The sequence below is a fragment of the Thermomonospora cellulosilytica genome (genome assembly GCF_014138835.1).
Lineage (GTDB): Bacteria > Actinomycetota > Actinomycetes > Streptosporangiales > Streptosporangiaceae > Thermomonospora > Thermomonospora amylolytica.
This window is the reverse complement of sequence record NZ_JACJII010000001.1, coordinates 4,938,915-4,961,447: the sequence shown is the minus strand read 5'-3', so window position 1 is coordinate 4,961,447 and position 22,533 is coordinate 4,938,915. Positions and strand designations below refer to the sequence as shown.

Here is a 22,533-nt window from a genome sequence, read left to right as displayed (position 1 = left end):
CCGCCCGCGCCCGGTGATCCGTTCAGTGATCGTCGCGGGCGCGTTCGATCACCGCGTCGACCTCGGCGCGGCGCTCGGCCTCCTCGGCGGCGAACCGCTCGGCGTCCAGCCGTTCGGCGATCTCCTCGTCCGCCGTCATCAGCGCCTGCAGGTCCGCCTTGGACATCTCCAGCACGCCCATGTCCTCGTACGCGCGGCGGATCCGCTCGCTCCACAGCCCGATGTCCTTCACGCACGGCACGATCCGGCTGAACAGCAGGCTCTGGAACATCCGCAGGTACGGGGACTCGGAGACCAGCTCGTTGATCTCGTCCGGGTTCAGCCCGAAGTTCTCCCACACCTCCCGGCCGCGGATGCGGTCGCGCATCAGCAGGCAGCCCTCGATCACGAACTCCTCGCGCTCGGCCAGCTCCGCCGAGGTCAGCTCCCGGTAGTAGTCGCGCAGCGCCATCCGCCCGAACGCCACGTGCCGGGCCTCGTCCTGCATCACGTACGCCAGGATCTGCCGGGGCAGCGGCTTGGTCGTCACGTCCCGGATCACCCCGAACGCCGCCAGCGCCAGCCCCTCGATCAGCACCTGCATCCCCAGGTACGGCATGTCCCAGCGGGAGTCGTTGAGGGTCTCGCCCAGCAGGTTCTGCAGGTTGGGGTTGATCGGGTACACCAGGCCGACCTTCTCGGTCAGGAACCGGGAGAAGATCTCCACATGGCGGGCCTCGTCCATCGTCTGGGTCGCCGAGTAGAACTTGGCGTCCAGGTCCGGGACCGTCTCCACGATCCGCGCCCCGGTGATCATCGCGCCCTGCTCGCCGTGCATGAACTGGGAGAACTGCCAGGACGCCTGGTGGCGGCGCAGCTCCCGGCGATCCTTTTCGCTCATCTTGTCCCAGTGCCGGGTGCCGTAGATCGCCAGCGACTGGTCCGGCACCCCCATCACGTCGTACGGGTCGACCTCGAGGTCCCAGTCGATCCGGGTGACCTGGTCCCACTGCCTGTCCTTGCCCTTTTGGTACAGGGCCAGCAGCCGGTCCCGGCCATCGTCGTACTCCCAGGTGAAGCGGGTGTCGCCGGTCATCGGCACCGTCCAGGGCGCCCGCCCGGCCTCGGCGGTGTACAGCTCGTGGGTCGACATCGGCGCCTCCTGGGACTTACACCGTACGTCTTGCGGCGGTGCCGTCACCGTGACACGGTGTGCGAGCACCTGTCAACGGCCCCGGACAGCTGGAGGGCCCCTTGGCCGAACTGCTGCGCCCCCACGCCCAAGCCCGCCCCCACGAGCCCGCCCTCACCGACGAGCACGGCACCACCACCTGGGCCGAGCTCGCCGCCCGCACCGACCGGCTGATCGGCGCCCTGCGCGCCCTCGGCCTGCAGGTCGGCGACGCCATCGCCATCCACTGCGGCAACCGCCGCGAGTACTTCGAGCTGATGGCCGCCGCCGGCCACACCGGCCTGCGGTACGTGCTGGTCAACTGGCACTGGACCGCCGACGAGCTCGCCTACGTGCTGACCGACTCCGGCGCGTCGGTGCTGTTCTCCGAGGCCGCGTTCGCCGACGTGGCCCGCGACGCCGCCGCCCGCGCCGGCGTGCGCGGCTACGCCATCGGCGGCGCCGTCCCCGGATTCGGCGACTACGAGGAGTTCCTGACGGGCGGGCCGGACGGCGAACCCGGCGGGCAGAGCACCGGCTTCCCCATGATCTACACCTCCGGCACCACCGGCCGCCCCAAGGGCGTCACCCGCACCCTCCGCGGCGCCGGCTCCCCGCTGGAGCTGTCCGGACTCGTCGCCGCCGGCATCGCCGACCTGCTGCACATCCCCGCCGCCGGCCGGTCCCTGCTGGTCGGCCCCGTCTACCACTCCGCCCAGTGGATGTTCTCCCACCTGCTGCTGTACGCGGGCCGGTCGGTGGTGATGCGCCGCTCCTTCGACCCCGCCGAGACGCTCCGGCTGATCGACGAGCACGCCATCACCAACGTGCACCTGGTCCCCACCCAGTTCGTGCGGCTGCTGCGGCTGGACCCCCAGGTGCGCCGGGCGTTCGACGGGTCCAGCCTGCAGGTGGTCTGGCACGGCGCCGCGCCCTGCCCGCCGCAGGTCAAACGCGACATGATCGACTGGTTCGGCCCGATCATCTGGGAGTACTACGGCTCCACCGAGGCCTCGGTCAACACGATCATCGGGTCGCAGGAATGGCTGGCCAGGCCCGGCAGCGTCGGCCGGCCCCTGCCCACCACCGAGATCCACGTCCTGCGCGAGGACGGCACCCCCGCCGCCCCCGGCGAACCCGGGCAGCTGTGGTTCCGCTACACCAGCGGCGACGACATCGCCTACTGGGGCGACGAGGCCAAGACCGCCTCGGTGCACCGGCCCGGCGGGCTGTTCACCACCGGCGACATCGGCTACTTCGACGACGACGGCTACCTGTTCCTGGCCGACCGCGCCATCGACATGATCATCAGCGGCGGCGTCAACATCTACCCCGCCGAGATCGAGGGCGTCCTCATCACCCACCCCGCGGTCGCCGACGTCGCCGTGTTCGGCGTCCCCGACCCCGAGTACGGCGAGCAGGTCAAGGCCGCCGTCCAGCCCGTCCCCGGCGTGAGCGGCACCGACGACCTGGCCGCCGAGCTGATCGCCCACTGCCGCGCCCGCCTGGCCGGCTACAAGGCCCCCCGCTCCGTCGACTTCGTCGACCAGCTGCCCCGCACCCCCACCGGCAAGCTCTACAAACGCCTGTTGCGCGACCCGTACTGGAAGGACCACGCCCGCGCCATCTGAGTCAGCCTGGGTCAGGCGTCGACGAGCAGGCCGGCGGTGGCCAGCAGCGGGCGGCCCGGATCGTCCAGACCCACCCGCAGGCAGTACAGGCCGGAGGAGACCCGCTCGAGGAACCCCCACTCCCAGATCGCCGTCTCCTCCAGCCCGCCCGCGGCGGCCAGCAGCCGGCAGTAGCGGCGGGCCAGGGCGGCCGGATCGGACGCGGCCAGCAACTGCGGGCACCACTCGCGCAGCACGACCCCCAGATCGTAGGCCGGGTCCTCCCAGAACCCGTCGGGATCGATGAACACGAACCCCGACTCCGCCCCCGCCCGGGGCACGGGAACCCGCAGCGCGTTGCCCGGATGCGGGTCCCCGTGGACCAGCACGGCACGGCCGGGATCGAACGCGGCGGCCCGCCGCTCGGCGAACGCCAGCGCCCGGGCCACGACCCGTTCCGGGCACGGGCGCTGGCCGAGCTCCTCCCACAGCCGCCGGATCAGCCCGGCGAGCCGCTCGGCCTTGCGGGCGGGCACGGCGCCGGGCGGCGGCGCGACACGCCAGGCCCGCCGCAGCGTCCGGCACAGCGCGGTGATCGCCTGCTCCGGGGACAACGGCAGGTCGGTCATCGGCGGGCCCAGCGCCTCCAGCAGCATGGCGCGGCGGCCGGTGTCGCAGGCCAGCAGCCGTACGTATCCGCGGCCCCGGGCGGCGGCGAGCGTCCGCATCTGCCCGGCGGCGCCGTGGCCGGGCAGCGCGATCTTCAACACCGCCTCCCGCCCGTCGCCGGTCCGGACCCGGGCCACGTAGGCGGCGCTGCCCCCCGGCAGCGGCGGCCCGGTGACGGTGACCGACCAGCGCCCCGACAGCTCGGCCACGATGCCCGGCAGGTCCCGCAGCCACCGTTCGCCCTCCGCGCCGAGGTGGGCGGCCTTGTGCCGGACCTGCGGCGGCAGCCCGTTCACCGGCCCGCCCATGCGGCGATCACGCCCTCTTGCGGGCCCGGGACGCAAGGGTCGGCCGGCCGTCCCGCCAGTGCGCCGGGCGGGCCATGCCGCGGGGCGGGCGGGTGGCCGCATCCCCCCGCGCCGCCTCCAGCTGCGGACGGGTCACGAACAGCGCCCCCGCCAGATCCGCCCCGGCCAGGTCGGCGTCCCGCAGGTCGGCGCCGGTCAGGTCGGCCGCGGTCAGATCCGCCCCCGACAGGTCGGCGGCGATCAGCAGGGCGCCGCGCAGGTTCGCCGCCCGCAGATCCGCCCCGGACAGATCCGCGCCGATCAGGTCGGCGCCCCGCAGCGGGCGGCGCGGCCCCGGCGCCGCCGACCGGGCCAGATCACCGGCCCGCGACAGCAGCGCGTTGACCCGTTCACGGTGGGCGGCGACGTCCAGGGCCAGCAGCTCACCGGGACCCTGACCGGCCAGGCGGCGGGTGTCCGCCAGAGCCCGCCGCAGCTGTCGGTGCAACCGCCGCGCCGCCGGCAGCTCCAGGGCCTGCGTGAGATACCAGGCCAGCTCGTGCAGCGCCCGCACCACCGGGAACACCGCGAACATCGCCCGCGCCGCGCCCGGGTCGCCCCGCCAGTCGCGCCCGCCGAACACCACCTGGCTGACCTGCTGACCCGCCCCGAAACAGTCGAAGACCGCGCAGCCGGAGAACCCCTCCTCCCGCAACCGGGCGTGGACGCCGCAGCCGAAGTCCTCACCCAGGTTGGGGCAGGGCCGGCCGGCGGGCTTGTCGATGGCGAAGCCCGGCGACGCCGCGAACGGCAGCGCCACGCAGCACAACCCGAAACAACGGCCGCAGTCGGCCGCCAGCTCCTGCGACACGATCCCCTCCCAAGGCCCCGGCGCTCCCGATACTCCCAGACCACCCGCCATGCTCCGGCCGTTGCACCGCCCGGCGGCGGGTACGTACGCTGGACGGGTGGGCGCCGTCCCGCGCCTCACCTCCATTCCGGTGCTCACGCCACCGGCGTCGCGGAGGCAAAGGGGACCCCAGTCCTCGGGACGCACGACCGGCGTGCCCCTTGATGCGGCGGGCCTTCAGGAGCGTGAGTCCTGCGGTCGCGCCGCGGACGGGGAGCAGCGATGACCACCCGCAAGTCGTTCAAGAGCCGGGTCCGCGCCCGCATGGCCAAGACCGGCGAAAGCTACACCACCGCCCGCCGCCACCTCCTGGCCACCACCGAACCCACGACCGAACCCGCCGCCGCGCCCGTGACCGCGCCGGGTGAGGCGCCGCCGGAGGCCATCCGCGGCAACCGGGTGTCCGACGACGTCGTCCGCGCCCGCACCGGCCGCGGCTGGGACGAGTGGTTCGCCCTGCTGGACGGCTGGGACGCCACCCGCCTGACCCACCCGCAGATCGCCCGCCGCCTCGTCGAGGACGAGAACGTCCCCGGCTGGTGGTCGCAGAGCATCACCGTCGCCTACGAACAGGCCCGCGGCCTGCGCGTCCCCGGCCAGCAGAGCGACGGCTCCTTCGGCGCCGGCGCCAGCAGGACCGTCGACGTCCCCGCCGACCGCGCCTTCGCGGCGTTCACCGACCCCGGCCTGCGCGCCCGCTGGCTGCCCGGCCGCACCGTCACCGTCCGCACCGCCACCCCCGGCAAGTCGTTCCGCGCCGACTGGGAGGACGGCGCCACCCGCATCGCCGTCTGGTTCACCGCCAAGAGCGACACCAAGACCCAGATCGCCGTCGCCCACGAGAAGGTCACCGACCCCGCCACCGCCGCCGCCCTCAAGGCGTTCTGGCGCGAACGCCTCACCGCCCTCAAACACCTCCTGGAGGCGTGACCCTCACCGCCCGCACCGGCCCGCCCCGCCCCGGGGCGGGCCCGGCCCCGGGAGGCGTCCCGTTATCCGAGGGAACCGTAAAGGCTGGTTTCGGACGTCTATATGGAACGTCGTTCCTCCCCGGTCGGCGTGGTTTGCGAGATCATCTGAGGATTTCAGGGATATTCGTGCGGATTCCGGTGGTCGGCGGGTGCGGTCCTGTGTAGCGTCGGCACCACTGCAACTCTCACCGCAGGGAGGGAGGGGAGAGTGCTGCGGGCTGCTCATTGCCTGGACCGTGTCATGGTCATTTCCGCCGCCCGGAACATGACACCGCACGGCCGTTCCGGAGAGTGCGCGACAATCACCGACGGTGACGTTCTCGCCGGCCGGTGCGAACGCCCCACCGGCGGGGCGGGCGGCGCCCGCTCTGGACACCGCCGGGCGGGGGGCCCGGTCCGGCCGGCGCCTGTTCCTGCCGGTCACGGCGGTCGTGCCCTGCGCCGATCCCCTGCGGTGCCGCCGGCCGGCGGCCGCGCCGGACGCCGCCGTGCGCCACCGCCGGGCCCCTGGGGCGGGCGTGCCCGCGACCGTTGCGCGGGGACCGCGGAATCCCTGGAATATCGTCTTCCGTTTCAGTCTCATCGACGTCGTCGCGTACGCGTTACCACGCTTCGGATATGACCGCCGGGACGGAGCCGAGAAGATCTCGTCGGCCGCATCCCGGTGCACGCGATGACACGTTTATATGACGCCGCCGGGCCGCACCACGGCATCGCCGGGAAAATGGCGGCGCGTTCTTTTCCGGCGGCACGGCCGCCGACTCCCGGCCGCCGCGCGAACCGGCGGCCCGTACCCGCCACCCCTATCACCGGAGGGAGATCGTGCTCGGTATCGACCAGTGCCTGGACCGCGTCATGGCCATCCCCGGCGCCCAGAGCGTGACGCTGGTGGACGGCGCCAGCGGGCTCGCGGTGGCCGCCGCCGGCCGCGAGGACCTCGCGGACCAGCACGAGGACGCCGCCGGCACGACCGACGTGGTGCGCGCCGTGCTGGCCGCCCCCAGCCTGCGCACCCGCGCGACCGGCGAGGACATCGAGGACATCATCGTCTCCGGCGCCCACGGCCACCACCTGCTCACCCTGCTCAACACCGCCTTCGACGGCCGGCTGTTCCTGCACGTGCGCATCGACGGCGACACCGGGAACCTGGCGCTGGCCAGGATCCGGCTGCGCGAGATCGTCCGCGAGATGGTGGGGCCCTGACGATGCCGCCGACGCCACCGCCGACGTCGACGCCGCAGCCGACGCCGACGTCGCAGACCGGCCCGATCACCGCCGAACTGCACCGGCTGGGCGAGCGGAAGGCCACCGGGATGCTGCGGGTCGGCGCCGAGGGGGCGTTCTTCCTCGTCGACGGCGCCGTCACCTTCGCCCAGCACCGCTGCGCACCCGGGCTGGACGAACTGGTGACCGCCTCCGGGCGGGTGCCCGCCGAGCAGTGGTGGCGCGACCGCCGGGCCGGCCGCCCGCCCGCCGGGCTCGGCCGGGCCGAACTGGAGATGTTCACCCTGATGGCGCTCTTCGACGCCGCCTACTTCCTGCTCGGCTCGCAGGACGACCCGCGCTTCGCCGACGGCATCCGGCACGACCTGCCGCCGCTGTGCCGCATCACCCCCGCGACGCTGGCGTTCGAGACCGAACGGCGCCGCGCGCTGCTGGCCGCGCAGTGGCCCTCGGCGCAGGCCGACCGGGCCCCCGTCGTCCCGGTCCGCAGGCTGCGCCGCCAGCGGCTGGTGCTGACCGGCCTGCAGGCGGAGATCCTGCTCAACGCCGACGGCCGGCGCACCCCCGTCGACCTGGCCCGCGACCTGGGCCGCACCGCCTACGGCTGCCTGCTGGCGGTGCGCGGCCTGGCCGCCGACGCGCTGATCGAACCCGCCGATCCGCCCCACCCCGAACCGCCCCGCACCCCCACCGGACCGGCGCCGGCGACACCGGTCCGGTGGAGCCCCGTCGACCAGGACGTGCTGCACCGGCTGCGCGCGGCGCTCGAACAGCTGGCATGACCCAAAGCCCGATGAGACGGCGACTGGGAACTCTGATCGAAAGGCTCACCAAGGTGACCGTCCACCCCCCGGCCGACGGCCGCACCCCCCCGCCGCCCGAACCGCCGGTGCTCGGCGAGCTGCGCACCCTGCGCCACCGGCTGCCCGGCCTGACCGGCAGCCTGATCGCCTCCGCGGACGGCCTGCTGGTGGCCGCGGACCTGCCCGCGCAGATCGAACCGGCCGGGATGGCCGCGCTGACCACCTCCGGCCTGGCGCTGTCCCAGCGGATCGCGCTGACCGTCCAGGACGGCGGGTTCCAGGAGGTGGTGATCCGCGCCGCCGGCGGCTACGTGGTGACCTACGCGGCCGGGGCCACCGCCTCCCTGACCGTCCTGGCCGGCCCCGACGTCAACGTCGGCCGGCTGCACCTGGAGTCCCGGCCGACCGCCGCCCGGATCGCCGCCCTGCTGGAGGACCCCGGCGCCGCCGCACCGCGCCCCCCGCCGTCCAAGAGCCCGCGCCACCGCCGAAACCGCAAGTGACCCAGCCACCGACTAGCGAAAGGGGACACCCCCATGTCGAACATCGACCTGGTCCTCAAGGACATGATGTCGATCGAGGGCGCCGTCGGCGCCGCCGTCGTCGACTACGGCAGCGGCATGGCCCTCGGAACGCTGAGCAGCGCCAAGGGCCTGGACCTGAACGTCGCCGCCGCCGGCAACACCGAGGTGGTGCGGGCCAAGCTGCGCACCATGGAACAGCTCGGCCTCAAGGACGACCTGGAGGACATCCTCATCACCCTGTCCGGCCAGTACCACATCATCCGCCCGGTCACCGGCCGCAAGAACGCCGGCCTGTTCCTGTACTCGGCGCTGGACCGGGGCCGCGCCAACCTCGCGCTGGCCCGCCACCGCCTCAAGACCATCGAGGAGGACCTGGAGGTCTGAACGACGTCCCACGCGGCCCCCAGACGGGGGGCCTGCGGGACCTTTCCTCGGCGGAGGCGGCGGGCGGGAACGTCCGCCGCCTCCGCCGTACACTGTACGGATCGCCGTACGGCTAGCTTCCCCGGGGACGACGCCTCAAGGAGGGAGACAGCCGCGATGACGCCCCAGGAGTGGCTGCACGGATACGCATTGCTGGCCTTGCGCGTCAACCGGCAGGTCGCCGGGGACGGCGGAGCGACGGTCCTCATCTACCGGGGACCACAGGAATGGAACGCGCAGGTCGACGCCGAGGAGCCGCCTCCCCCCGGACGGCTGGCCGACGACGCCGAGACGCTGCTGGAGGACCCGCCGTTCGACCCCGGACGCGCCCGCTACCTGACCGCCCAGGTCCGGGCGCTGCGCGCGGTCGCCCGCCGCCTGGCCGGTGAGCAACTGCCGCTGCCGCAGTACGCCCGCCAGTGCCTGGGCATCGAGGTGCACCGGGTGCCGCAGGAGGTGTTCCAGGAGGCGCACGACCGGCTGGACCGGGCGCTGCCCCGCACGGCGGGCACCCTGGCCGAGCGGCTGCGGTCCTGGCAGACCGCCCACACGCTGCCGCCGGAACGGCTGGACCGGCTGCCCGCCCTCGTGGAGAGGGCCGTCGCCGAGACCCGGCGGCGCACCCGCACCCTGGTGCCGCTGCCGGACGGGGAGGTGGTGGACTGCCGCCTGCGGCACGGCGCGCACTTCCTGGCGGCCGGACACTACGCCGGCGACCTCCGCTCCACGATCTTCATCAACGCCGACCTGCCGTTCAACCTGGCCGACCTGCTGTACGTGGTCGCCCACGAGGGCCACCCCGGGCACATCGCCGAGTCCATGCTCAAGGAACTGACGCTGGTCCAGCGGCAGGGCCGGCTCGACCAGCAGGTCCGGTTCATGCTCGGGCCGTCGTTCGTCCTCAGCGAGGGCCTCGGCCTGCACGCCCAGGACCTCCTCTTCCCGGGCGACGAGGCCCAGGCGTGGCTGACCGACAACGTCCTGGCCGACCACGGCATGCCCCCCGACGGCAGCGACTTCGCCGCCATCCACCGGGCCCGCAACGCGCTGCTCGGCGTCTGGGCCGACGCGGCGCTCCTGGCCGACGAGGGCCGCCCGGACCATGAGATCACCGGGTACCTGTCCCGCTGGGCCCTGCTGTCCGACGACGAGGCCCGCATGGCACTGGGCACGCTGCGGGCCCCGGGCGGGACGCTCTACACCCTCGGCTACTACCACGGGTGGCGGCTGCTGAACGCCTGGCTCGACTCCCCCGACCGCACCACCCGGGTACGGCGCCTGCTGACCGAGCAGCTCCTGCCGGCGGACGTCCTTTGAGCGGCCGCCCGCCGGATCCGTCGCCCATGCACCGGACCATCGCACGGAGCGGCGCCCCGCCCCGGTGAGGGCGCCGCGTGCGGGCCTGTGGCGCGGCATGCCTCGTACGGCGCGGCCGGCCGTGTCCGGTGGGGCTTGTGGGACTTGATGGGCGGGGGTCAGACTCGGGTGCGTGTCTGAGATCGTTCTGCGCGGCGGCCGGCCGTGGCGGCATCCGGGCCCGGCCGACGTGCTGGTGCGCGACGGGGTGATCGCCGAGATCGGGCCGCGGGTGGCGGCGTCCCCGGACGCCGAGGTGATCGACGTCTCCGGGCGGCTGGTCCTGCCGGGCCTGGTCGAGGCGCACTGCCATCTGGACAAGACCCTGTACGGGCGGCGGTGGGAGCCCCATTCGGCCGGTGACGCCCTGGCCGACCGGATCGCCAACGAGCGTCGCCGCCGCGGCGATCTGGGGCTGCCGAACCCCGACTACGCCACCGCCCTGCTGGAACGCATGGTCGCCTTCGGCACCTGCCACGTCCGCACGCACACCGACGTTCACACGGGAGCGGGGCTGACCGGGATCGAGGCCGTGCAGGAGGCGGCGCGGCGGCTGGACGGGCGGGTCACGGTCGAGCAGGTGGCCTTCCCGCAGAGCGGGATCCTGGCCGATCCGGGCACCGCCGAGCTGCTGGCCGAGGCGCTGGAGCTCGGCGCGACCACCGTCGGCGGCATCGACCCGGCGGGCATGGACCGCGATCCGGTCGGCCACCTGGACGTGGTGTTCGGCCTGGCCGAGCGGTACGGCGCGGGGATCGACATCCATCTGCACGACGGCGGGACCCTGGGCGCGTTCGAGCTGGAGCTGATCATCGAACGGACCCTGGCCACCGGGCTGGCGGGCAGGGTGACCGTCAGCCACGCCTACGCGCTCGCGCAGATCGACACCGCCCACCAGGACCGGCTGGCGGCCGGGCTCGCCGAGGCCGGCATCACGCTGACCACCGCGGCCGTCTTCGACTTCCCGGTGCCGCCGATCAAACGGATGCGGGCCGCCGGGGTGAACATCGCCTGCGGCCACGACGACATCCGCGACCTGTGGAGCCCGTACGGCAGCGGCGACATGCTGGAACGCGCCATGCACGTGGCCTACCGCAGCACGTTCCGCCGGGACGAGGACATCGAGATCGCCCTGGAGGCCGCCACCCACGGCGGCGCCCGCGCGCTCGGCCTGCCCTCCTACGGCCTGACCGCCGGGGCCGCGGCCGACCTGGTCGTGGTGAGCGCCGACACCCCGGCCGCCGCGGTGGTGACCCGGCCGGTACGCGACCTGGTCCTCAAAGCGGGCCGCGTGGTGGCCCGCGACGGCGCCCTGGTCTGACGACGACCGCTCTCACGGCGCGGCCGACGGCGCCGGACCCCCGCAGACCGACCCGCTCACCGGGTGTCCTCGCCGGTGGGGGTCTCGGCCCGGTCTGCGGCGAACCGGGCCTGATCGGCGGCGACGAGATCGGCGAATTCGGCGGCGAGCGGACTGAGGGCGTTCCACTGCCGGGCCGCCCACCCGACCGTGATGGGCGAGAGCGCGGGGATGGGAACGGCCCGCACCGGACCGTCCGGTGAGAGCGCCAGCCGGGGCAGGCCCGGCAGCACGGCGTGGCCGACGCCGAGCTCGGCGAGCAGGACCGCGGTGTCCCAGTCGGCTGCCACGCCTTCTACGGGACCGACGGTTTCGCCACGGCCCTCGGCGACCCCGGCCGGCGCGGCGACCTGATCGAGGTCATCGGGCCGGAGGCCGAGCGCCTGGTCTACCTGTACGCCGCCTGCGACCGTTCCCGGTCCTATCCGCACCTGACCTCGCCCGACGGCCCTTTCATCGACCGTTTCACCGGAACGGCGCACCGCCTGCGGCCGGCCGACCGCCGGGACTTCGCCGAGCTCACCGTCGCCAACGAACTCGACGTCCTGGCCGCCTCCCCCGCCCTGCGCGCCGCCCACGGCCGAGCCCTGGCCGCCCTGTTCACCGCCTGGCGTCCGCTGCTCAGCCCATCCGCCGCCCGCGCCGCCGCCGACCTCCACCGATAGCGCTGCGCCCACGACCGCCCCGACGACCAGCCCGAGCCCCCAGTGCGGGTCGGCGGGAACACCATGGACCGGATCGGGAACCTCTGCGGGGTCAGCGCCCGCCGTCATCGCAGCGGACTGCGGGCGTGTGCCCGCAGTCCGCCCCGGGAACGGCAGACGACCTCGCCCGGGGGTGCTACTTGCTGCGCAGGACGGTCCTCACACCGAAGGTGACCGCGCCGACGACGAACAGGGCGCCCAAGAGCTGGAGGCCGGGCGAGTCATCGGCCTCTCCGAGCACGACGGCGGCGACGCCGATCACGATGGCGAGGATGGCGAGAAGGGGCTTCATGGGATTTCCTTTCACAGGTCGAACCCGCCGCCGCCAGGAGGCGTCGGCCGTCAGGCCGCGGACCATCCGCGACAGGATGCTCAGGGCGATGCGCCGGTCGCCGATCCCGTGGGCGCGTTCATAGGCGATGTGGTCGTGGAGGTCGGCGTTGATCTCCTCGATCCGGCGTTGGGCGATCGGAGGAGGCAGGCCCCGCGTGTAGAACCGCACCCACCGGGCCACCAGCTCGGCCATGCGCTCCGGTGTCATGCGGGCCCCGGGGCGATGCGCGGAGAACGTCGAACGGCCTTGTCCTCCTTGGCGGCAAGGGCCTGCCTGGCCGCCTGGGCACCCCGTTCCGTGAGCTCGTACAGTCGCCGCCGCGGTCGCCCCTCAGCGGAGGCCGCGTCCTCCCACCGGGAGGTGAGCAGACCGAACTCCTCAAGCCGGCCCAGGGCCTTGTACAAGGTGCCGTGGGCGGTCAGGGACCGTGACGCGCCCTGCTCCCGCATGGCCTGGGCAAGACCGAATCCGTGGAAGTCGGCCTGCCCCGAACGCAGCATCACCAGCGCGACCTCGAGGATCTCGGTTTCCAGAGGCAGCAGGGTTCCAGGTTTGCGCCGTGGCATGACGACAACAATAGGAAGATATCTTCCTATAATCAAGCGGCCTCCGGGTCAGGTGGAGGCCGCACCAGCCGCGCCACCCGGCGCCCACCTGCTGGACGGTCCGCCGCCGAGCCGCAGGCCAAGTCCCGCCATGCCACCCCGGGCAGCCTCGGCCGCCATGTCCGGCTCGGCGAGGAGACCTCACCCTGCACCCGCCGAACACGACCCCGCGGCACGTCACCGTTCCCGCTGGGCGTCTAAGCCCCGGGCGCCTGGGGTGCCCGGGACATCCACCTCTCACCTTCGGGACGCCCGCCCGTTTAACGTCGTCCCGTGATCGAGACCCTCGCGTCGGCGAACCAAGGCGAGGCGCCGGTCGCCCTGGTCGCCTTGGGGACACCGGGCCTGATCTTCGCCGTCGGGGCCGTGCTCGTGGTGTGGGAGACGCTGAGCGACATGCGCTTGGACCGCGTCGCCGTGCTCGCCCCCGACCCCGGAGAGGTCGTGAGGGAGGAGCACACCAGGGGCGAGCGCCGCCAGATCATCTCCCACATCCGCTTCACCACGTTGGAAGGCGAGGAGGTCGTTGCCAGGATCGTCACCGGCCGCTCCGTCTCCAGGCTGGGACGTGGGCTTCGCGTCAAATACGACCCGGCCGACCCCGGCCGCGCCGCCCTCGTCCGGGAGCCTTCCCACGGCCTGAGCATCGTCGTCGCCCTCGTCTTCGGCGGCCTCGCGGCGCTCTTCCTCGGCGTTCTCCTGATCGTCCTGCTCTGAGCGCCCGCAGGCCACCGCCGAGCCGGACGCCGACGACCGCCGAGGCCGAGACGTCGGCTATACGTCGGCGGGGCGGCGCATCGGGCCCCACTCGCCCCTCTGCTCGGCGACGACGCGTTTGGCGTCGCTCAGCAGGGCCTCGTCGATCCAGGCGACCGGCCGCACGCAGCGCACCAGCGGCTCGTTGTCGGGGCCGCGCCCCAGCTCCTCCCCCACCAGGATCCACGGCCGTACCCCAGGGCCCTTCTCGCGTTCGAGGTGGGAGTAGTCGTACAGACGCCGGGCCACCCACACCACGAGCGGGCGCGGCGCCCACCAGTCCTCCACCGCGAGAGGATTGGCCGACAGACCCGGCATCTGGACCCCGGTCAGGTCGTCGTGGCTGCATCCCTTGGCGTCGGCCTGGGGCCCGCGCGACCACCGGACGAACAACCGATCGTCCTTCTCCACCAGTTTGACCAGGTCATCAAGGGTGCTGACGGTGGGCATCTCCTCCATTGACCGGGTTCTACCCCCATCCCGGCACCCCTACCTGGCCGGGTCCGGGAGGTTCCCCACGGCGCCGTCGCCAAGGCGGACCACGGTGATCACGAGCCGCTCAGGAACGTGGGACGCCGGCGACCCGCCTCCGTGCCGGCCGTGGAAACCACTACGGATAATGAGTCGGTGTCCAGTCCGGTGATCTCGGCTCGGGAAGCCGAAGTGCTCGCGCTGCTCGGAGAGCACCTCAGCAACGCGGAGATCGCCGCGCGGCTGGTCATCTCCGTGCGCACGGTCGAGTCGCACGTCTCCTCGCTGCTGCGCAAGCTGCAGCTGCCGGATCGGCGGGCGCTCGCCCGGCACGCGGCCGAGTTCGCCCGCGCCGAGCGGTCGCGCCCGGCACCCGCCCTGCCGGCGCCGTTGACGTCGTTCATCGGCCGGGTGCGGGAGCGCGGGGAGCTGGCCGAGGCGGTGAAGGCGCACCGGCTGGTGACCGTGGTCGGCCCCGGCGGGGTGGGCAAGACGCGCCTTGCGTTGGCGGTGGCGGCGGACGTGGCCGGTGACTTCGCCGACGGGGTGTGGTTCGTCGACCTGGTCCCGATCGCCGAGCCGGGCCGGGTGGGGGCGGCGGTCGCGGCGGCCGTGGGCGTGGGCGAGCAACCCGGGCGCGGCATCGACGACGCGGTGCTGGCCGCGCTGGCCGATCGCCGGGCGCTGCTGGTGTTGGACAACTGCGAGCAGGTGCGCGACGGGGTGGCGCCGTTCCTGGAGCGGCTGCTGGCGGCCTGTCCGCGGTTGCGGGTGCTCGTGACGAGCCGGGCCCGGCTGATGGTGCCGTTCGAGCGGGTCTTCCCGGTCCTCCCGCTGTCGTGCGCCGACGGTGACGAGTCGGAGGCGGTGGCCCTGTTCATGGACCGGGCGGCGGCGGTCGGCTGGCCGCCGGGCCCGGCGGCCGGCGATGGGATCGTGGCCATCTGCGAACGGCTGGGCGGCATGGCGCTGGCGATCGAGCTGGCGGCGGCGCGGTGGTCCACGCTCGGACTGGACGGCCTCACGGCCGGCCTCTCCGACCAGCTGCGGATCCTCACCGGCGGACCCCGCGCCGACGACAGGCACCGGTCGATGCGGGCGGTGCTGGACTGGAGCCACGACCTGCTGGAACCGCAGGATCAGGCACTGCTGCGCCGGGTGTCGGTGTTCGTCGCGCCGTTCACCGCCGAGGCGGCCGCCGAGGTCGCCGGGTTCGCCCCGCTGGATCCGGCCGCGGTCGTCGACGGGCTCGGCAGGCTCGCCGAGCAGAGCCTGCTCACCGTGACACCGTCTGAGACCGGCACCCGGTACCAGGCGCTGGAGACCATCCGCCAGTACGGGACGGAGCGGCTCGCCGACGCCGGCGAGCTGACGGGCGTCCGATCCCGGCATCTGGGTTGGTGCCTGACCGGTGCGGCCGCCCTCAGGGAAGCCGCGGGAGCGGACTGGCGCGCCCGGTTCGACGCTGTGGCAGAGGAGATGCGGGCCGCCCTCACCTGGGCCGCCGACCGGCCGGAGCAGCGTGCGGACGCCTGCCGGCTCGCCCTGTCCATGGCCGAGCTGGCCTTTGCCCGCAACCTGCTCGGCGAGGCCCAGCAGCGGTTCGAGCAGGCGGCCCGGCTCGCCGACGCCGCCGCCGCTGCCACGGCGCTGCGGCACGCCGCCGCAGTGGCCGGGTGCCGCAGACTCGGCGACGACATGTTCCGCCTGCACCGTGCCGCCGCCGAGGCCGCCCGCCGGGCCGGGGACACCGCCGGCGCCGGCCGCGAACTGGCGGCCGCCGCCACCGTCGCGTACCGCTTCTCCAGTTCGTTCACGCGGATTCCCCCCGTGGACGAGGTGACCGCCATGCTCGCGGAGGCGCGAGAGCTGTCCGGCGGCACCCCGGCCGCCGAGGCGGCCGTCGCGCTGGCCGAGGCGGCGGTGGTCGCGGACGCGTTCGGCGCGGTCCAGGGAAGCACGGACAACACCGTGCAGGAGACGGTCGAGCGCGCCGAACAGGCGGTCGAGCTCGCCCGGCGCGCGGGCGATCCGGTGGCGGAATCCGCCGCCCTCGACGCGCTCTCCGGCGCCCAGAGCTGGGCCGGTGACGCCTTCGCCGCCGCAGCGGCCGCCCGGCGCCGGATCGACGTCCTGGCTTCCATGCCGCCCGCCCCTGCCAGTACGCACGAGCTGATAGACGCCCTGGCCATGGCCGCCGGAACCGCCATCGGCGTGGGCGAGCTGCCGGAGGCCCGCCGGTGGGGAAGGCGGCTCGCCGACCACCCGCTGCTGGCCGAGGCGGGCCATCACGCCACGTCCTGGCTCCTGGTCGCGGACGCGTTCACCGGCGACGCCGCCGAGGTGCTCACAGGCAGCGTGAGGTTCCTCGACGCGTGGGAGCACAGCGGCCGCCAGCGGTCGTTCTCTCTCGGCCCCGCCGCCGCGTCGGTCGCGATGATCCACGGCCTGCGCGGCGACCACGACGCCCGAGCGGCCTGGCTCGCGATCGTCGACCAGGCGGGCACCGCGTCGGAGCACCACTGGGGCTATGGCGCGGTCTTCGACGCCATGGTCCTGCTCCACCACGGGGACACCGGCGCGGCGCTGGAGCGGGTCGCGCCGGAGCCGGATCAGGTGTGGAAGTGGGTTTCCTGGATCTGGCTTCACTGGTACGTGGCGCTCCGCGCGGAGGCGGCGGTGCTCGCCGGGCACCCGGACGCCCGGGACCGGGTCGACGCCGCCCGGACCGTGGTCGCCGGCAACCCGGTCGCCTCCGCCCAGGTGGACCGAGCGGAGGCGCTGCTGGACGGCGACCCGACGCGGTTGCTCGCCGCCGCGGCGGCGTTCGACGCGGCCGGCTGCCGCTACCAGTCGGCGCGCACGCTGGTGCTCGCCGGGGACGAGCACGCCGCCGCCGACGAGGCCGCGCTCGCCGACCTCGGCCTCGCCCCCACGGCCGTCCGGTAGCCGTACCACCGGCGCCGCTACGGCGAGCAGCACGGCCGGGGCACCAGCGGAGCCGATCCCGCCCGCCGCACCCGGCCGCTCACCGGGCGCGCCTCAGCTCACCGCCTGCTTCACGAGCGCCGCGATCCGCGCCTCCACCTCGGGCGTCACCTCGGTCAGGGCGAAGGCGGTCGCCCACATCGCACCCTCGTCCAGCTTCGCCGGGTCGTTGAACCCGAGCGTCGCGTAGCGTGCCTTGAACTTCGCCGCGCTCTGGAAGAAGCAGACGACCTTGCCGTCCAGCGCGTAGGCGGGCATCCCGTACCAGAGCTTCGGCGCCAGGGCCGGGGCGTTGGCTTTGATGATGGCGTGGACGCGCTCGGCCAGGATGCGGTCCGCCTCCGGCATCTCGGCGATCTTCGCGAGCACGTCCCGCTCCGCCTCCGCCGCCTTGTCCGCGCGCGAGCCGCGGCGCGCCGCCTTCTTCTGCTCCTGAGCGTGCTCCTTCATCGCGGCCCGCTCCTCGGCCGTGAATCCCTCGTACGTGCTGTTCTCGCTACCGGCCATGTTCACTCCTTTAGATGTGGGTCACGATCGGCCCGGGATGTCCCGCCGGGCTGATCGCTGTGATCACAGCATCTCCCAGTAGGGGTACGGGCCGCCTCCGTGCTGACCACGGAAACCACCACGGACAATGAGTCGGTGCCGGCCCTGCACCCGCAGGGCTATGACGAGGCGACGAGCACGGGGCCGGTCGAGCGCCAGGGCAGCCGCTGGCGCTACGCGCCGACAACGGAGCGTTGAGCCGGCAGAACGCGCGCCCCACTGACGCTCGCTGGTGATCAGCTTCTCGACAGATCAAATCGTTCACCCGAGCGGTCGTCGGCGGACGCGAGTCGTCCCGACGTCGCGGTCACCCATCGAGCAGGGCCCGCGCCCATGTCTGTTGGTGGTGCTCGATGTACTCGGCGTCGCTGCGCCAGCCGTCGCCGTGACCCTGCGCCCAGAGCCTCCCAGGGCTGGGTGCCCCGGGCGGCCTGGTCCCGCAGGAAGTCGTGCATGGAACGGGTACGGCGGCCCAGCAGGGGCACCAGACGCCGTCGTTGGTCCTCGTCCAGGCCGTAGGCATCGGCGAACACGCGCAGCCGGGCGGCGGCATCGGCCCGTTGCAGACCCGGATCCGCCGACAAGGGAATGAACCCGTGAACGGCATAGGCGACATCCCACAGGCGAGAACCGGGCGCGGCGGCGTCCCAGTCGATGAACACCCACCCCTGCTCGCCGGCCACCAGGTTCCACGGCGCCAGGTCGTTGTGGGCGATGATGTCGCCTCCCTCCGCGGGGATCAGTGCCCGCCAGCGGGCGTCCGGCGGCGGAGTGAAGTCCTGCACGGCGTCGTGGAAGTCGCGGATCAGACGAGCCACACGCGCCAGCCGCCACGGGAGTTCCAGCAGGTCGAACCGGTCGGACCAGACCACGGTGCCGGAGGGCGAAGCCCAGTACTTCACCAGGGCGGCCGGAACATGACAGAAAGGCACCGCGCCGAGGGGCTAACCGACAGAACAGGGGTGCCGTTAGCTGAACAGACCCTGGGCTGGCCAAGGGCTGGTCGGTGCTGCTGGTCTTGTCATGGGGAGGCGAGGAGGAACACCTGGTGGGGCGCTGCGGTGTCGCAGGGCTGTTGGAGCAAAGGTGCTCCTTCGCGGGCTTGGCCGCTGGCGAATCCGAGACAGAGTTTGCTGTGGACGAGAGTGATCCGGAATCCGGATGTCGGTGTGGTGACCGGTTCCACCCAGAATCGGTCGCCGCCGAGGTTGGCACCCCGGTCACCGCAGTAGTCGTTGTAGAGCGCTGCGCCGGGGTCTGTGGAGGCTTTTCTGACTCCCATGCATCCTGGGCCTGCCACCGGATGGTTGGGGGTGATGAGGTAGGTCCCGTCGGCCTGGGCCTGCAGTGCCAGCGGGGGGAAGGCGGCCTGACAGGGAAGTTGATGGATCTGGCCACTGGATTCAGGTGTTCGTTCCGACAGGCAAAGACCGGAGTGCGCCGACTTGATCTTGTAGCGACCGGACAATCGACCCGGCACGGCCCCGGTGATCTGATGGCGTGCGTCCGCAGACTGGCTGCTGGACGGTGAAGACGGGGCTTGCCCCGTTTGGGCATGGACGCCTCCGGTGCACACGAAGGCGGAGATCGCGGTCACCGCGCCCAGCCGTACCACCGCATGAGCCGGATGCTCGCCCCACCGTTGCCGGCGGGCGGCCTTGGGGGCGGCCGGAGGCACGGGGTCCGGCAGCGCCGAGGCGGGGTGGGCGTCGGGGGCGAACCCTGGATCCGGCCTTTGCCCGGACGCGGTCTGTGCAGCGGTGGCCGGGGAATCGGGCGGGGTCTGGTGAGCCGCACCTGTGCTGGCCATCGCGAGGTTCCTGCGGATCGTCAGCCACTGGGCGACGGTGTCTGGTTCAGCTCCGCACGCACGAACGAACGCGGCCAAGAGTTCCTCACGAGGAAGACGATCACGCTTGAGCGCCTCCACCAACGTACTGCGCGGAAGCACATCCCCCATGGCCGCCGCCCGGCTCTCCAACTGCCGAAACGTCAAACCCGACCAGGACCTGAGCCGACGCATCTCACCGACGAACTCCGCCACCGTATTCGCGCGCTCGGGAACAGGGATGTCCTCACCGGCCATCATTTCTCGCAACCATCTCAACAACAAGATCAATAAGGCGTCCGCGATCCGTCTGACCTGCCCGGACAGATCCGGACAAGCCTGAGCATCAAAGATCTTGCCATGCGAACCAGATCCCCACAAGACCCTGACTCGCACAGAAATCTCCATGTCTGCAGAAAAATGAAAAATAAATCAATGCAGGATTGCGCTGCATATCTTGTTGCTGTTGGCGCGGTGGCGGCAGGAGTTTTCGTCCCCCATCACCGCCTGCCCCTGGGAAGGACCCATCTACGGGGTGTCGTTAACGGCGGTGTCATCCGCCGCAAGCATGGACGTGCAGCCGGAGGCGACGGGACTGGCTAAGCGGTGATCTGTCCGAGCCCCTCTTGCATCTGAGAGGCATGGGCGATCCGGGTGAGCCGCCTGCCGAATCCTCGAATCCGGTAGTGGTGCGGTGGTGGCGTCGGCGGTGGGTGTGGTGGACGGCCGGAATCGTGCTGGCGCTGGTGGTGCTGTTGCTGTGGCCGACCACGGCGGTGGCGATCTACTACACCGCCAGCAACGCCCGCTCGGCCCGCCAGACCGCCGAGGCGGCGCTGCGCCCCGTCGATCACAACGAGGCAGTCCAGCGCCGTACCCACGAGCTGACCGAGCAGGGCCAGGTCACCGACCGGTTCACCGCCGCCGTCGCCCGGCTCGGCGAGACCAGCCCGGCCGTTCGGCTCGGCGGCGTGCATGCCCTGGCCGGCATCGCCGACGACGCCCCCGCCATGCGGCAGACCTGCATCAACGTGCTGTGCGCCTACCTACGCCTGCCCTACACCCCCGACCCCGGGTCTCTGGACAATGACCAGCAGACGGCCATGACCACCGAGGAACGCGAGGCCCACGAGCGGCGTCGCGCCGAGTTCCGGGGCCGATGCGAGGTCCGGTACACCATCATCCGGCTCATCGGCAACCACCTGCGCCTGCCCGTCGGCGACCCGCGCTCCTGGCAAGGCCACGATTTCGACTTCACCGGCGTCATCTTCGACGGTGGCGACTTGCACGGCGCCTGCTTCACCGCAGGCACCATCAGCTTCGCCCGCGCCACCTTCACCGATGGCTTCGACTTCAGGAGCGCATCTTTTCTTTGGTGGCCGGGTCGACTTCGGAGGCGCGACGTTCTCCGGCGGCCAGGTTGACTTCAGGGACGCGGAGTCTCCGGCAGCCGGGTTGATCTCCGTGCGACGCGGTCATGGGAGGTTCCTCCTGTCGGGGCCCCCGGTAGATGAGGAGGCAATCCTCCCGAAGGCGCATCTCTGCCCGATCTGGGCTAAGGAACCAGCTCTCGTTCGCGGTTGACAGCACATCGGTTAACGACACCCGTATTGGGTGTTTCCCGATCGGGATACCACGACCGGGCCGGCCCGCCTCGCCGAGAGGCACCGGGAGCACCGGACTGGTCAAGCCGATCAGGCAGACCCACGAAGAATCCTGCAGGAGATATGGCGCGCCCCGCGTTCACGCCGAGTTACGTCTGTCCTGGCAAGCCGGTCAACCGTAAACGGGTCGAACGGCTCATGCGCGCGGCCGGCATCCAGGGCCTACACCACCGCAAGGAACGCCGCAACCTGGCAGGCCAGGCCATCGTGGCGGGCCGACCATCAAGATCCACTTGTCATGTGAGCAGGCCGCAAGGTGCTGTCGTTGCTGATCACCGCCGGTCAGCGGGGAGGCTCTCCGCAGTCGGCGATCTTTGGGCCGGCCGAACGGCCCCTGTGTCCGCCAGACCGACGATCGGCACGGATAGCCGTTTCCGGCGCCCCGGTATGTCCGGTTCTTGAAGCGGCTATCCGTGCCGTACCCGGCTTGGTCTTCAGCTCAGTTCTCGCGTGCCCTAAGGCCCCGTGTTCAGGAGCACCTGGGGATCGATGAACCAACGACGTCGACGTTCCCGGAGTAGATCCAGCCCGGGTCCCACCCCGACTCGTCCGGGCGGACGTAGTACCAGGTGTTGCCCGAGCCGTTGACGGTGTAGCACCAAGCCCACAGCTTCTGCCCCACGGGCATGTCGAACCACCCGATCCAACTGCAGGACGCGGCGGGGCCCGTCCTCAGACGGATTTCCTTCGTGGTGTACATGTACCCGTCGCCGTTGGTGGCAGGGTTCCAGTTGCAGTTGGCCCTCTTCTGCTGGACGTCGGGAGTCGCCTGGGCGACGGGGGCGGCGGCCACCAGAAGGCCGGCGGCCGACGCCGCGGCTGCTGCGATACCTGCGAGACGAACGGCTGTGCTCACGAGGGCACTCACTCCTTCCAGTGCGCGGCCAGCGGCCGCGCGGTGACAGGTCTGCGGGGGCGTCAAGGCGGCAGATCGTGCGTTCCGCCTCTCGCCCGCGCCGTTAAGCGACGTCCAGAGCTTGTAAGGAAACCCGCTCCGCCGCCAAGATCCATGACTGTCCGGTCTTGTCCGGTCTTGTCCGTGCTGGTCATTGCCCGGGTGACGTCGCTTGAGCCCCGCTGAGGTCCGTGCGCTCCGCCGCAAAGTAGAGCCTCCGGGCACGACACGGCGCTCTCAGAACTGTTTCTCAGAACGCCGAGGTTGTGAGAGGAGTTCTGCAAACGGTGACCTGGAGGACGCCCCGCTGGACGTACGGCGCGCTGATCTCGCGCAACCGGTCATTTATGAGAGCACTCACCGTAACGACGGTTACGCAGAGCTATTTTGCCCCTCGTGGCGCGGACCCGGGCGGGGGACCAGATGGATATGGAGCGCGGTCAGAGACGCCCTTC

25 protein-coding genes are annotated in these 22,533 nt (G+C 72.4%); 14 read left to right on the top strand and 11 right to left on the bottom strand.

All coding sequences use genetic code 11. The annotated features are described in order from the left end of the window. Window positions 1-22 precede the first annotated feature (22 nt). Window positions 23-1,132: a ferritin-like domain-containing protein gene (locus tag HNR21_RS23185; RefSeq protein WP_119730514.1), complete on the bottom strand. Its 1,110-nt coding sequence runs from the start codon at window positions 1,130-1,132 to the stop codon at window positions 23-25. Window positions 1,133-1,191: 59 nt separating this feature from the next. Here HNR21_RS23185 and HNR21_RS23180 point away from each other — a divergent pair, with 59 nt between their 5' ends. Next, window positions 1,192-2,781 carry an AMP-binding protein gene (locus HNR21_RS23180; protein WP_220500272.1) on the top strand — a complete coding sequence of 530 codons (1,590 nt, stop codon included), beginning with the start codon at window positions 1,192-1,194 and terminating at the stop codon, window positions 2,779-2,781. 11 nt (window positions 2,782-2,792) lie between these two features. Here HNR21_RS23180 and HNR21_RS23175 read toward each other — a convergent pair whose 3' ends face one another. Together HNR21_RS23175 and HNR21_RS23170 are read right to left on the bottom strand one after the other, a co-directional pair. Beyond that, on the bottom strand, window positions 2,793-3,737 hold the full coding sequence (locus HNR21_RS23175) for an aminoglycoside phosphotransferase family protein (protein ID WP_182706846.1): 945 nt from the start codon (window positions 3,735-3,737) through the stop codon (window positions 2,793-2,795). Window positions 3,738-3,744: 7 nt separating this feature from the next. Beyond that, the gene (locus HNR21_RS23170) at window positions 3,745-4,587 is read right to left on the bottom strand and encodes a pentapeptide repeat-containing protein (RefSeq protein WP_312881189.1); all 843 of its coding nucleotides are present in this window, start codon (window positions 4,585-4,587) and stop codon (window positions 3,745-3,747) included. 261 nt (window positions 4,588-4,848) lie between these two features. On the opposite strand from HNR21_RS23170, the gene HNR21_RS23165 reads away from it, so the two are divergent. The 7 genes from HNR21_RS23165 to HNR21_RS23135 all read left to right on the top strand — a co-directional run bounded on the left by HNR21_RS23165 (window position 4,849) and on the right by HNR21_RS23135 (window position 11,248). After that, complete coding sequence (locus HNR21_RS23165; RefSeq protein ID WP_182706844.1) at window positions 4,849-5,556, top strand: SRPBCC family protein; 708 nt, start codon at window positions 4,849-4,851, stop codon at window positions 5,554-5,556. 863 nt (window positions 5,557-6,419) lie between these two features. Next, a complete protein-coding gene (locus HNR21_RS23160) occupies window positions 6,420-6,800 on the top strand; it encodes a hypothetical protein (RefSeq protein WP_119730510.1) in 381 nt (126 codons plus the stop codon). A gap of 2 nt (window positions 6,801-6,802) precedes the next feature. Continuing rightward, window positions 6,803-7,603 (top strand): hypothetical protein, encoded by an 801-nt coding sequence (locus tag HNR21_RS23155; RefSeq protein ID WP_220500271.1) that lies wholly within the window; start codon window positions 6,803-6,805, stop codon window positions 7,601-7,603. 11 nt (window positions 7,604-7,614) lie between these two features. Next, complete coding sequence (locus HNR21_RS23150) at window positions 7,615-8,127, top strand: roadblock/LC7 domain-containing protein (RefSeq protein ID WP_182706843.1); 513 nt, start codon at window positions 7,615-7,617, stop codon at window positions 8,125-8,127. 33 nt (window positions 8,128-8,160) lie between these two features. Further along, on the top strand, window positions 8,161-8,532 hold the full coding sequence (locus HNR21_RS23145) for a hypothetical protein (RefSeq protein ID WP_182706842.1): 372 nt from the start codon (window positions 8,161-8,163) through the stop codon (window positions 8,530-8,532). A gap of 156 nt (window positions 8,533-8,688) precedes the next feature. After that, the gene (locus tag HNR21_RS23140) at window positions 8,689-9,888 is read left to right on the top strand and encodes a hypothetical protein (RefSeq protein WP_182706841.1); all 1,200 of its coding nucleotides are present in this window, start codon (window positions 8,689-8,691) and stop codon (window positions 9,886-9,888) included. 172 nt (window positions 9,889-10,060) lie between these two features. After that, on the top strand, window positions 10,061-11,248 hold the full coding sequence (locus tag HNR21_RS23135; protein ID WP_182706840.1) for an amidohydrolase: 1,188 nt from the start codon (window positions 10,061-10,063) through the stop codon (window positions 11,246-11,248). 56 nt (window positions 11,249-11,304) lie between these two features. On the opposite strand, the gene HNR21_RS23130 is transcribed toward HNR21_RS23135, so the two are convergent. Further along, the gene (locus HNR21_RS23130; RefSeq protein ID WP_182706839.1) at window positions 11,305-11,577 is read right to left on the bottom strand and encodes a LysR family transcriptional regulator; all 273 of its coding nucleotides are present in this window, start codon (window positions 11,575-11,577) and stop codon (window positions 11,305-11,307) included. On the opposite strand from HNR21_RS23130, the gene HNR21_RS23125 reads away from it, so the two are divergent. After that, entirely contained in the window at window positions 11,524-11,952 is a 429-nt protein-coding gene (locus HNR21_RS23125; RefSeq protein ID WP_182706838.1) for a DUF6817 domain-containing protein, read from the top strand. The genes HNR21_RS23130 and HNR21_RS23125 overlap by 54 nt on opposite strands. A gap of 175 nt (window positions 11,953-12,127) precedes the next feature. Here the strand turns inward: HNR21_RS23125 and HNR21_RS23120 are convergent, their stop codons facing one another. Both HNR21_RS23120 and HNR21_RS23115 read right to left on the bottom strand, forming a co-directional pair. Further along, on the bottom strand, window positions 12,128-12,532 hold the full coding sequence (locus HNR21_RS23120) for a hypothetical protein (RefSeq protein WP_182709003.1): 405 nt from the start codon (window positions 12,530-12,532) through the stop codon (window positions 12,128-12,130). Next, window positions 12,529-12,891: a PadR family transcriptional regulator gene (locus tag HNR21_RS23115; protein ID WP_220500270.1), complete on the bottom strand. Its 363-nt coding sequence runs from the start codon at window positions 12,889-12,891 to the stop codon at window positions 12,529-12,531. The genes HNR21_RS23120 and HNR21_RS23115 overlap by 4 nt, the downstream gene beginning before the upstream one ends. Window positions 12,892-13,203: 312 nt before the next feature. On the opposite strand from HNR21_RS23115, the gene HNR21_RS23110 reads away from it, so the two are divergent. Next, entirely contained in the window at window positions 13,204-13,647 is a 444-nt protein-coding gene (locus tag HNR21_RS23110; RefSeq protein WP_182706837.1) for a DUF3592 domain-containing protein, read from the top strand. Window positions 13,648-13,704: 57 nt separating this feature from the next. Here the strand turns inward: HNR21_RS23110 and HNR21_RS23105 are convergent, their stop codons facing one another. Further along, window positions 13,705-14,136 (bottom strand): DUF6098 family protein, encoded by a 432-nt coding sequence (locus tag HNR21_RS23105; RefSeq protein WP_220500269.1) that lies wholly within the window; start codon window positions 14,134-14,136, stop codon window positions 13,705-13,707. A 177-nt stretch (window positions 14,137-14,313) separates the two neighbouring features. Between HNR21_RS23105 and HNR21_RS23100 the strand changes: the two genes are divergently transcribed. Continuing rightward, window positions 14,314-17,106, top strand: coding sequence for an ATP-binding protein (locus tag HNR21_RS23100; protein ID WP_182706835.1), 2,793 nt, complete (start codon window positions 14,314-14,316; stop codon window positions 17,104-17,106). A 93-nt stretch (window positions 17,107-17,199) separates the two neighbouring features. On the opposite strand, the gene HNR21_RS23095 is transcribed toward HNR21_RS23100, so the two are convergent. Then, window positions 17,200-17,652, bottom strand: coding sequence for an iron chaperone (locus tag HNR21_RS23095; protein ID WP_119730500.1), 453 nt, complete (start codon window positions 17,650-17,652; stop codon window positions 17,200-17,202). A 99-nt stretch (window positions 17,653-17,751) separates the two neighbouring features. Between HNR21_RS23095 and HNR21_RS23090 the strand changes: the two genes are divergently transcribed. Beyond that, window positions 17,752-17,889 (top strand): hypothetical protein, encoded by a 138-nt coding sequence (locus tag HNR21_RS23090; RefSeq protein WP_182706834.1) that lies wholly within the window; start codon window positions 17,752-17,754, stop codon window positions 17,887-17,889. 38 nt (window positions 17,890-17,927) lie between these two features. On the opposite strand, the gene HNR21_RS23085 is transcribed toward HNR21_RS23090, so the two are convergent. Together HNR21_RS23085 and HNR21_RS23080 are read right to left on the bottom strand one after the other, a co-directional pair. After that, window positions 17,928-18,593 carry a phosphotransferase gene (locus HNR21_RS23085; protein ID WP_220500268.1) on the bottom strand — a complete coding sequence of 222 codons (666 nt, stop codon included), beginning with the start codon at window positions 18,591-18,593 and terminating at the stop codon, window positions 17,928-17,930. A 119-nt stretch (window positions 18,594-18,712) separates the two neighbouring features. Continuing rightward, window positions 18,713-19,927 (bottom strand): XRE family transcriptional regulator, encoded by a 1,215-nt coding sequence (locus tag HNR21_RS23080; protein WP_182706833.1) that lies wholly within the window; start codon window positions 19,925-19,927, stop codon window positions 18,713-18,715. Window positions 19,928-20,208: 281 nt separating this feature from the next. On the opposite strand from HNR21_RS23080, the gene HNR21_RS23075 reads away from it, so the two are divergent. Continuing rightward, a complete protein-coding gene (locus HNR21_RS23075; protein ID WP_182706832.1) occupies window positions 20,209-20,943 on the top strand; it encodes a hypothetical protein in 735 nt (244 codons plus the stop codon). 303 nt (window positions 20,944-21,246) lie between these two features. Beyond that, a complete protein-coding gene (locus HNR21_RS36660) occupies window positions 21,247-21,585 on the top strand; it encodes an IS3 family transposase (protein ID WP_376766598.1) in 339 nt (112 codons plus the stop codon). 67 nt (window positions 21,586-21,652) lie between these two features. Here HNR21_RS36660 and HNR21_RS23070 read toward each other — a convergent pair whose 3' ends face one another. Then, entirely contained in the window at window positions 21,653-22,039 is a 387-nt protein-coding gene (locus tag HNR21_RS23070; RefSeq protein ID WP_182706831.1) for a hypothetical protein, read from the bottom strand. Window positions 22,040-22,533 lie beyond the last annotated feature (494 nt).

What these genes read in the sequence shown, in the direction of transcription:
- HNR21_RS23105 (WP_220500269.1), bottom strand. Translation starts at nt 14,136, where the DNA reads ATGCCCACCGTCAGCACCCTTGATGACCTGGTCAAACTGGTGGAGAAG.
- HNR21_RS23140 (WP_182706841.1), top strand. Translation starts at nt 8,689, where the DNA reads ATGACGCCCCAGGAGTGGCTGCACGGATACGCATTGCTGGCCTTGCGC.
- HNR21_RS36660 (WP_376766598.1), top strand. Translation starts at nt 21,247, where the DNA reads ATGGCGCGCCCCGCGTTCACGCCGAGTTACGTCTGTCCTGGCAAGCCG.
- HNR21_RS23185 (WP_119730514.1), bottom strand. Translation starts at nt 1,132, where the DNA reads ATGTCGACCCACGAGCTGTACACCGCCGAGGCCGGGCGGGCGCCCTGG.
- HNR21_RS23120 (WP_182709003.1), bottom strand. Translation starts at nt 12,532, where the DNA reads ATGACACCGGAGCGCATGGCCGAGCTGGTGGCCCGGTGGGTGCGGTTC.
- HNR21_RS23115 (WP_220500270.1), bottom strand. Translation starts at nt 12,891, where the DNA reads ATGCCACGGCGCAAACCTGGAACCCTGCTGCCTCTGGAAACCGAGATC.
- HNR21_RS23150 (WP_182706843.1), top strand. Translation starts at nt 7,615, where the DNA reads ATGAGACGGCGACTGGGAACTCTGATCGAAAGGCTCACCAAGGTGACC.
- HNR21_RS23145 (WP_182706842.1), top strand. Translation starts at nt 8,161, where the DNA reads ATGTCGAACATCGACCTGGTCCTCAAGGACATGATGTCGATCGAGGGC.
- HNR21_RS23080 (WP_182706833.1), bottom strand. Translation starts at nt 19,927, where the DNA reads ATGGAGATTTCTGTGCGAGTCAGGGTCTTGTGGGGATCTGGTTCGCAT.
- HNR21_RS23155 (WP_220500271.1), top strand. Translation starts at nt 6,803, where the DNA reads ATGCCGCCGACGCCACCGCCGACGTCGACGCCGCAGCCGACGCCGACG.
- HNR21_RS23165 (WP_182706844.1), top strand. Translation starts at nt 4,849, where the DNA reads ATGACCACCCGCAAGTCGTTCAAGAGCCGGGTCCGCGCCCGCATGGCC.
- HNR21_RS23095 (WP_119730500.1), bottom strand. Translation starts at nt 17,652, where the DNA reads ATGGCCGGTAGCGAGAACAGCACGTACGAGGGATTCACGGCCGAGGAG.
- HNR21_RS23175 (WP_182706846.1), bottom strand. Translation starts at nt 3,737, where the DNA reads ATGGGCGGGCCGGTGAACGGGCTGCCGCCGCAGGTCCGGCACAAGGCC.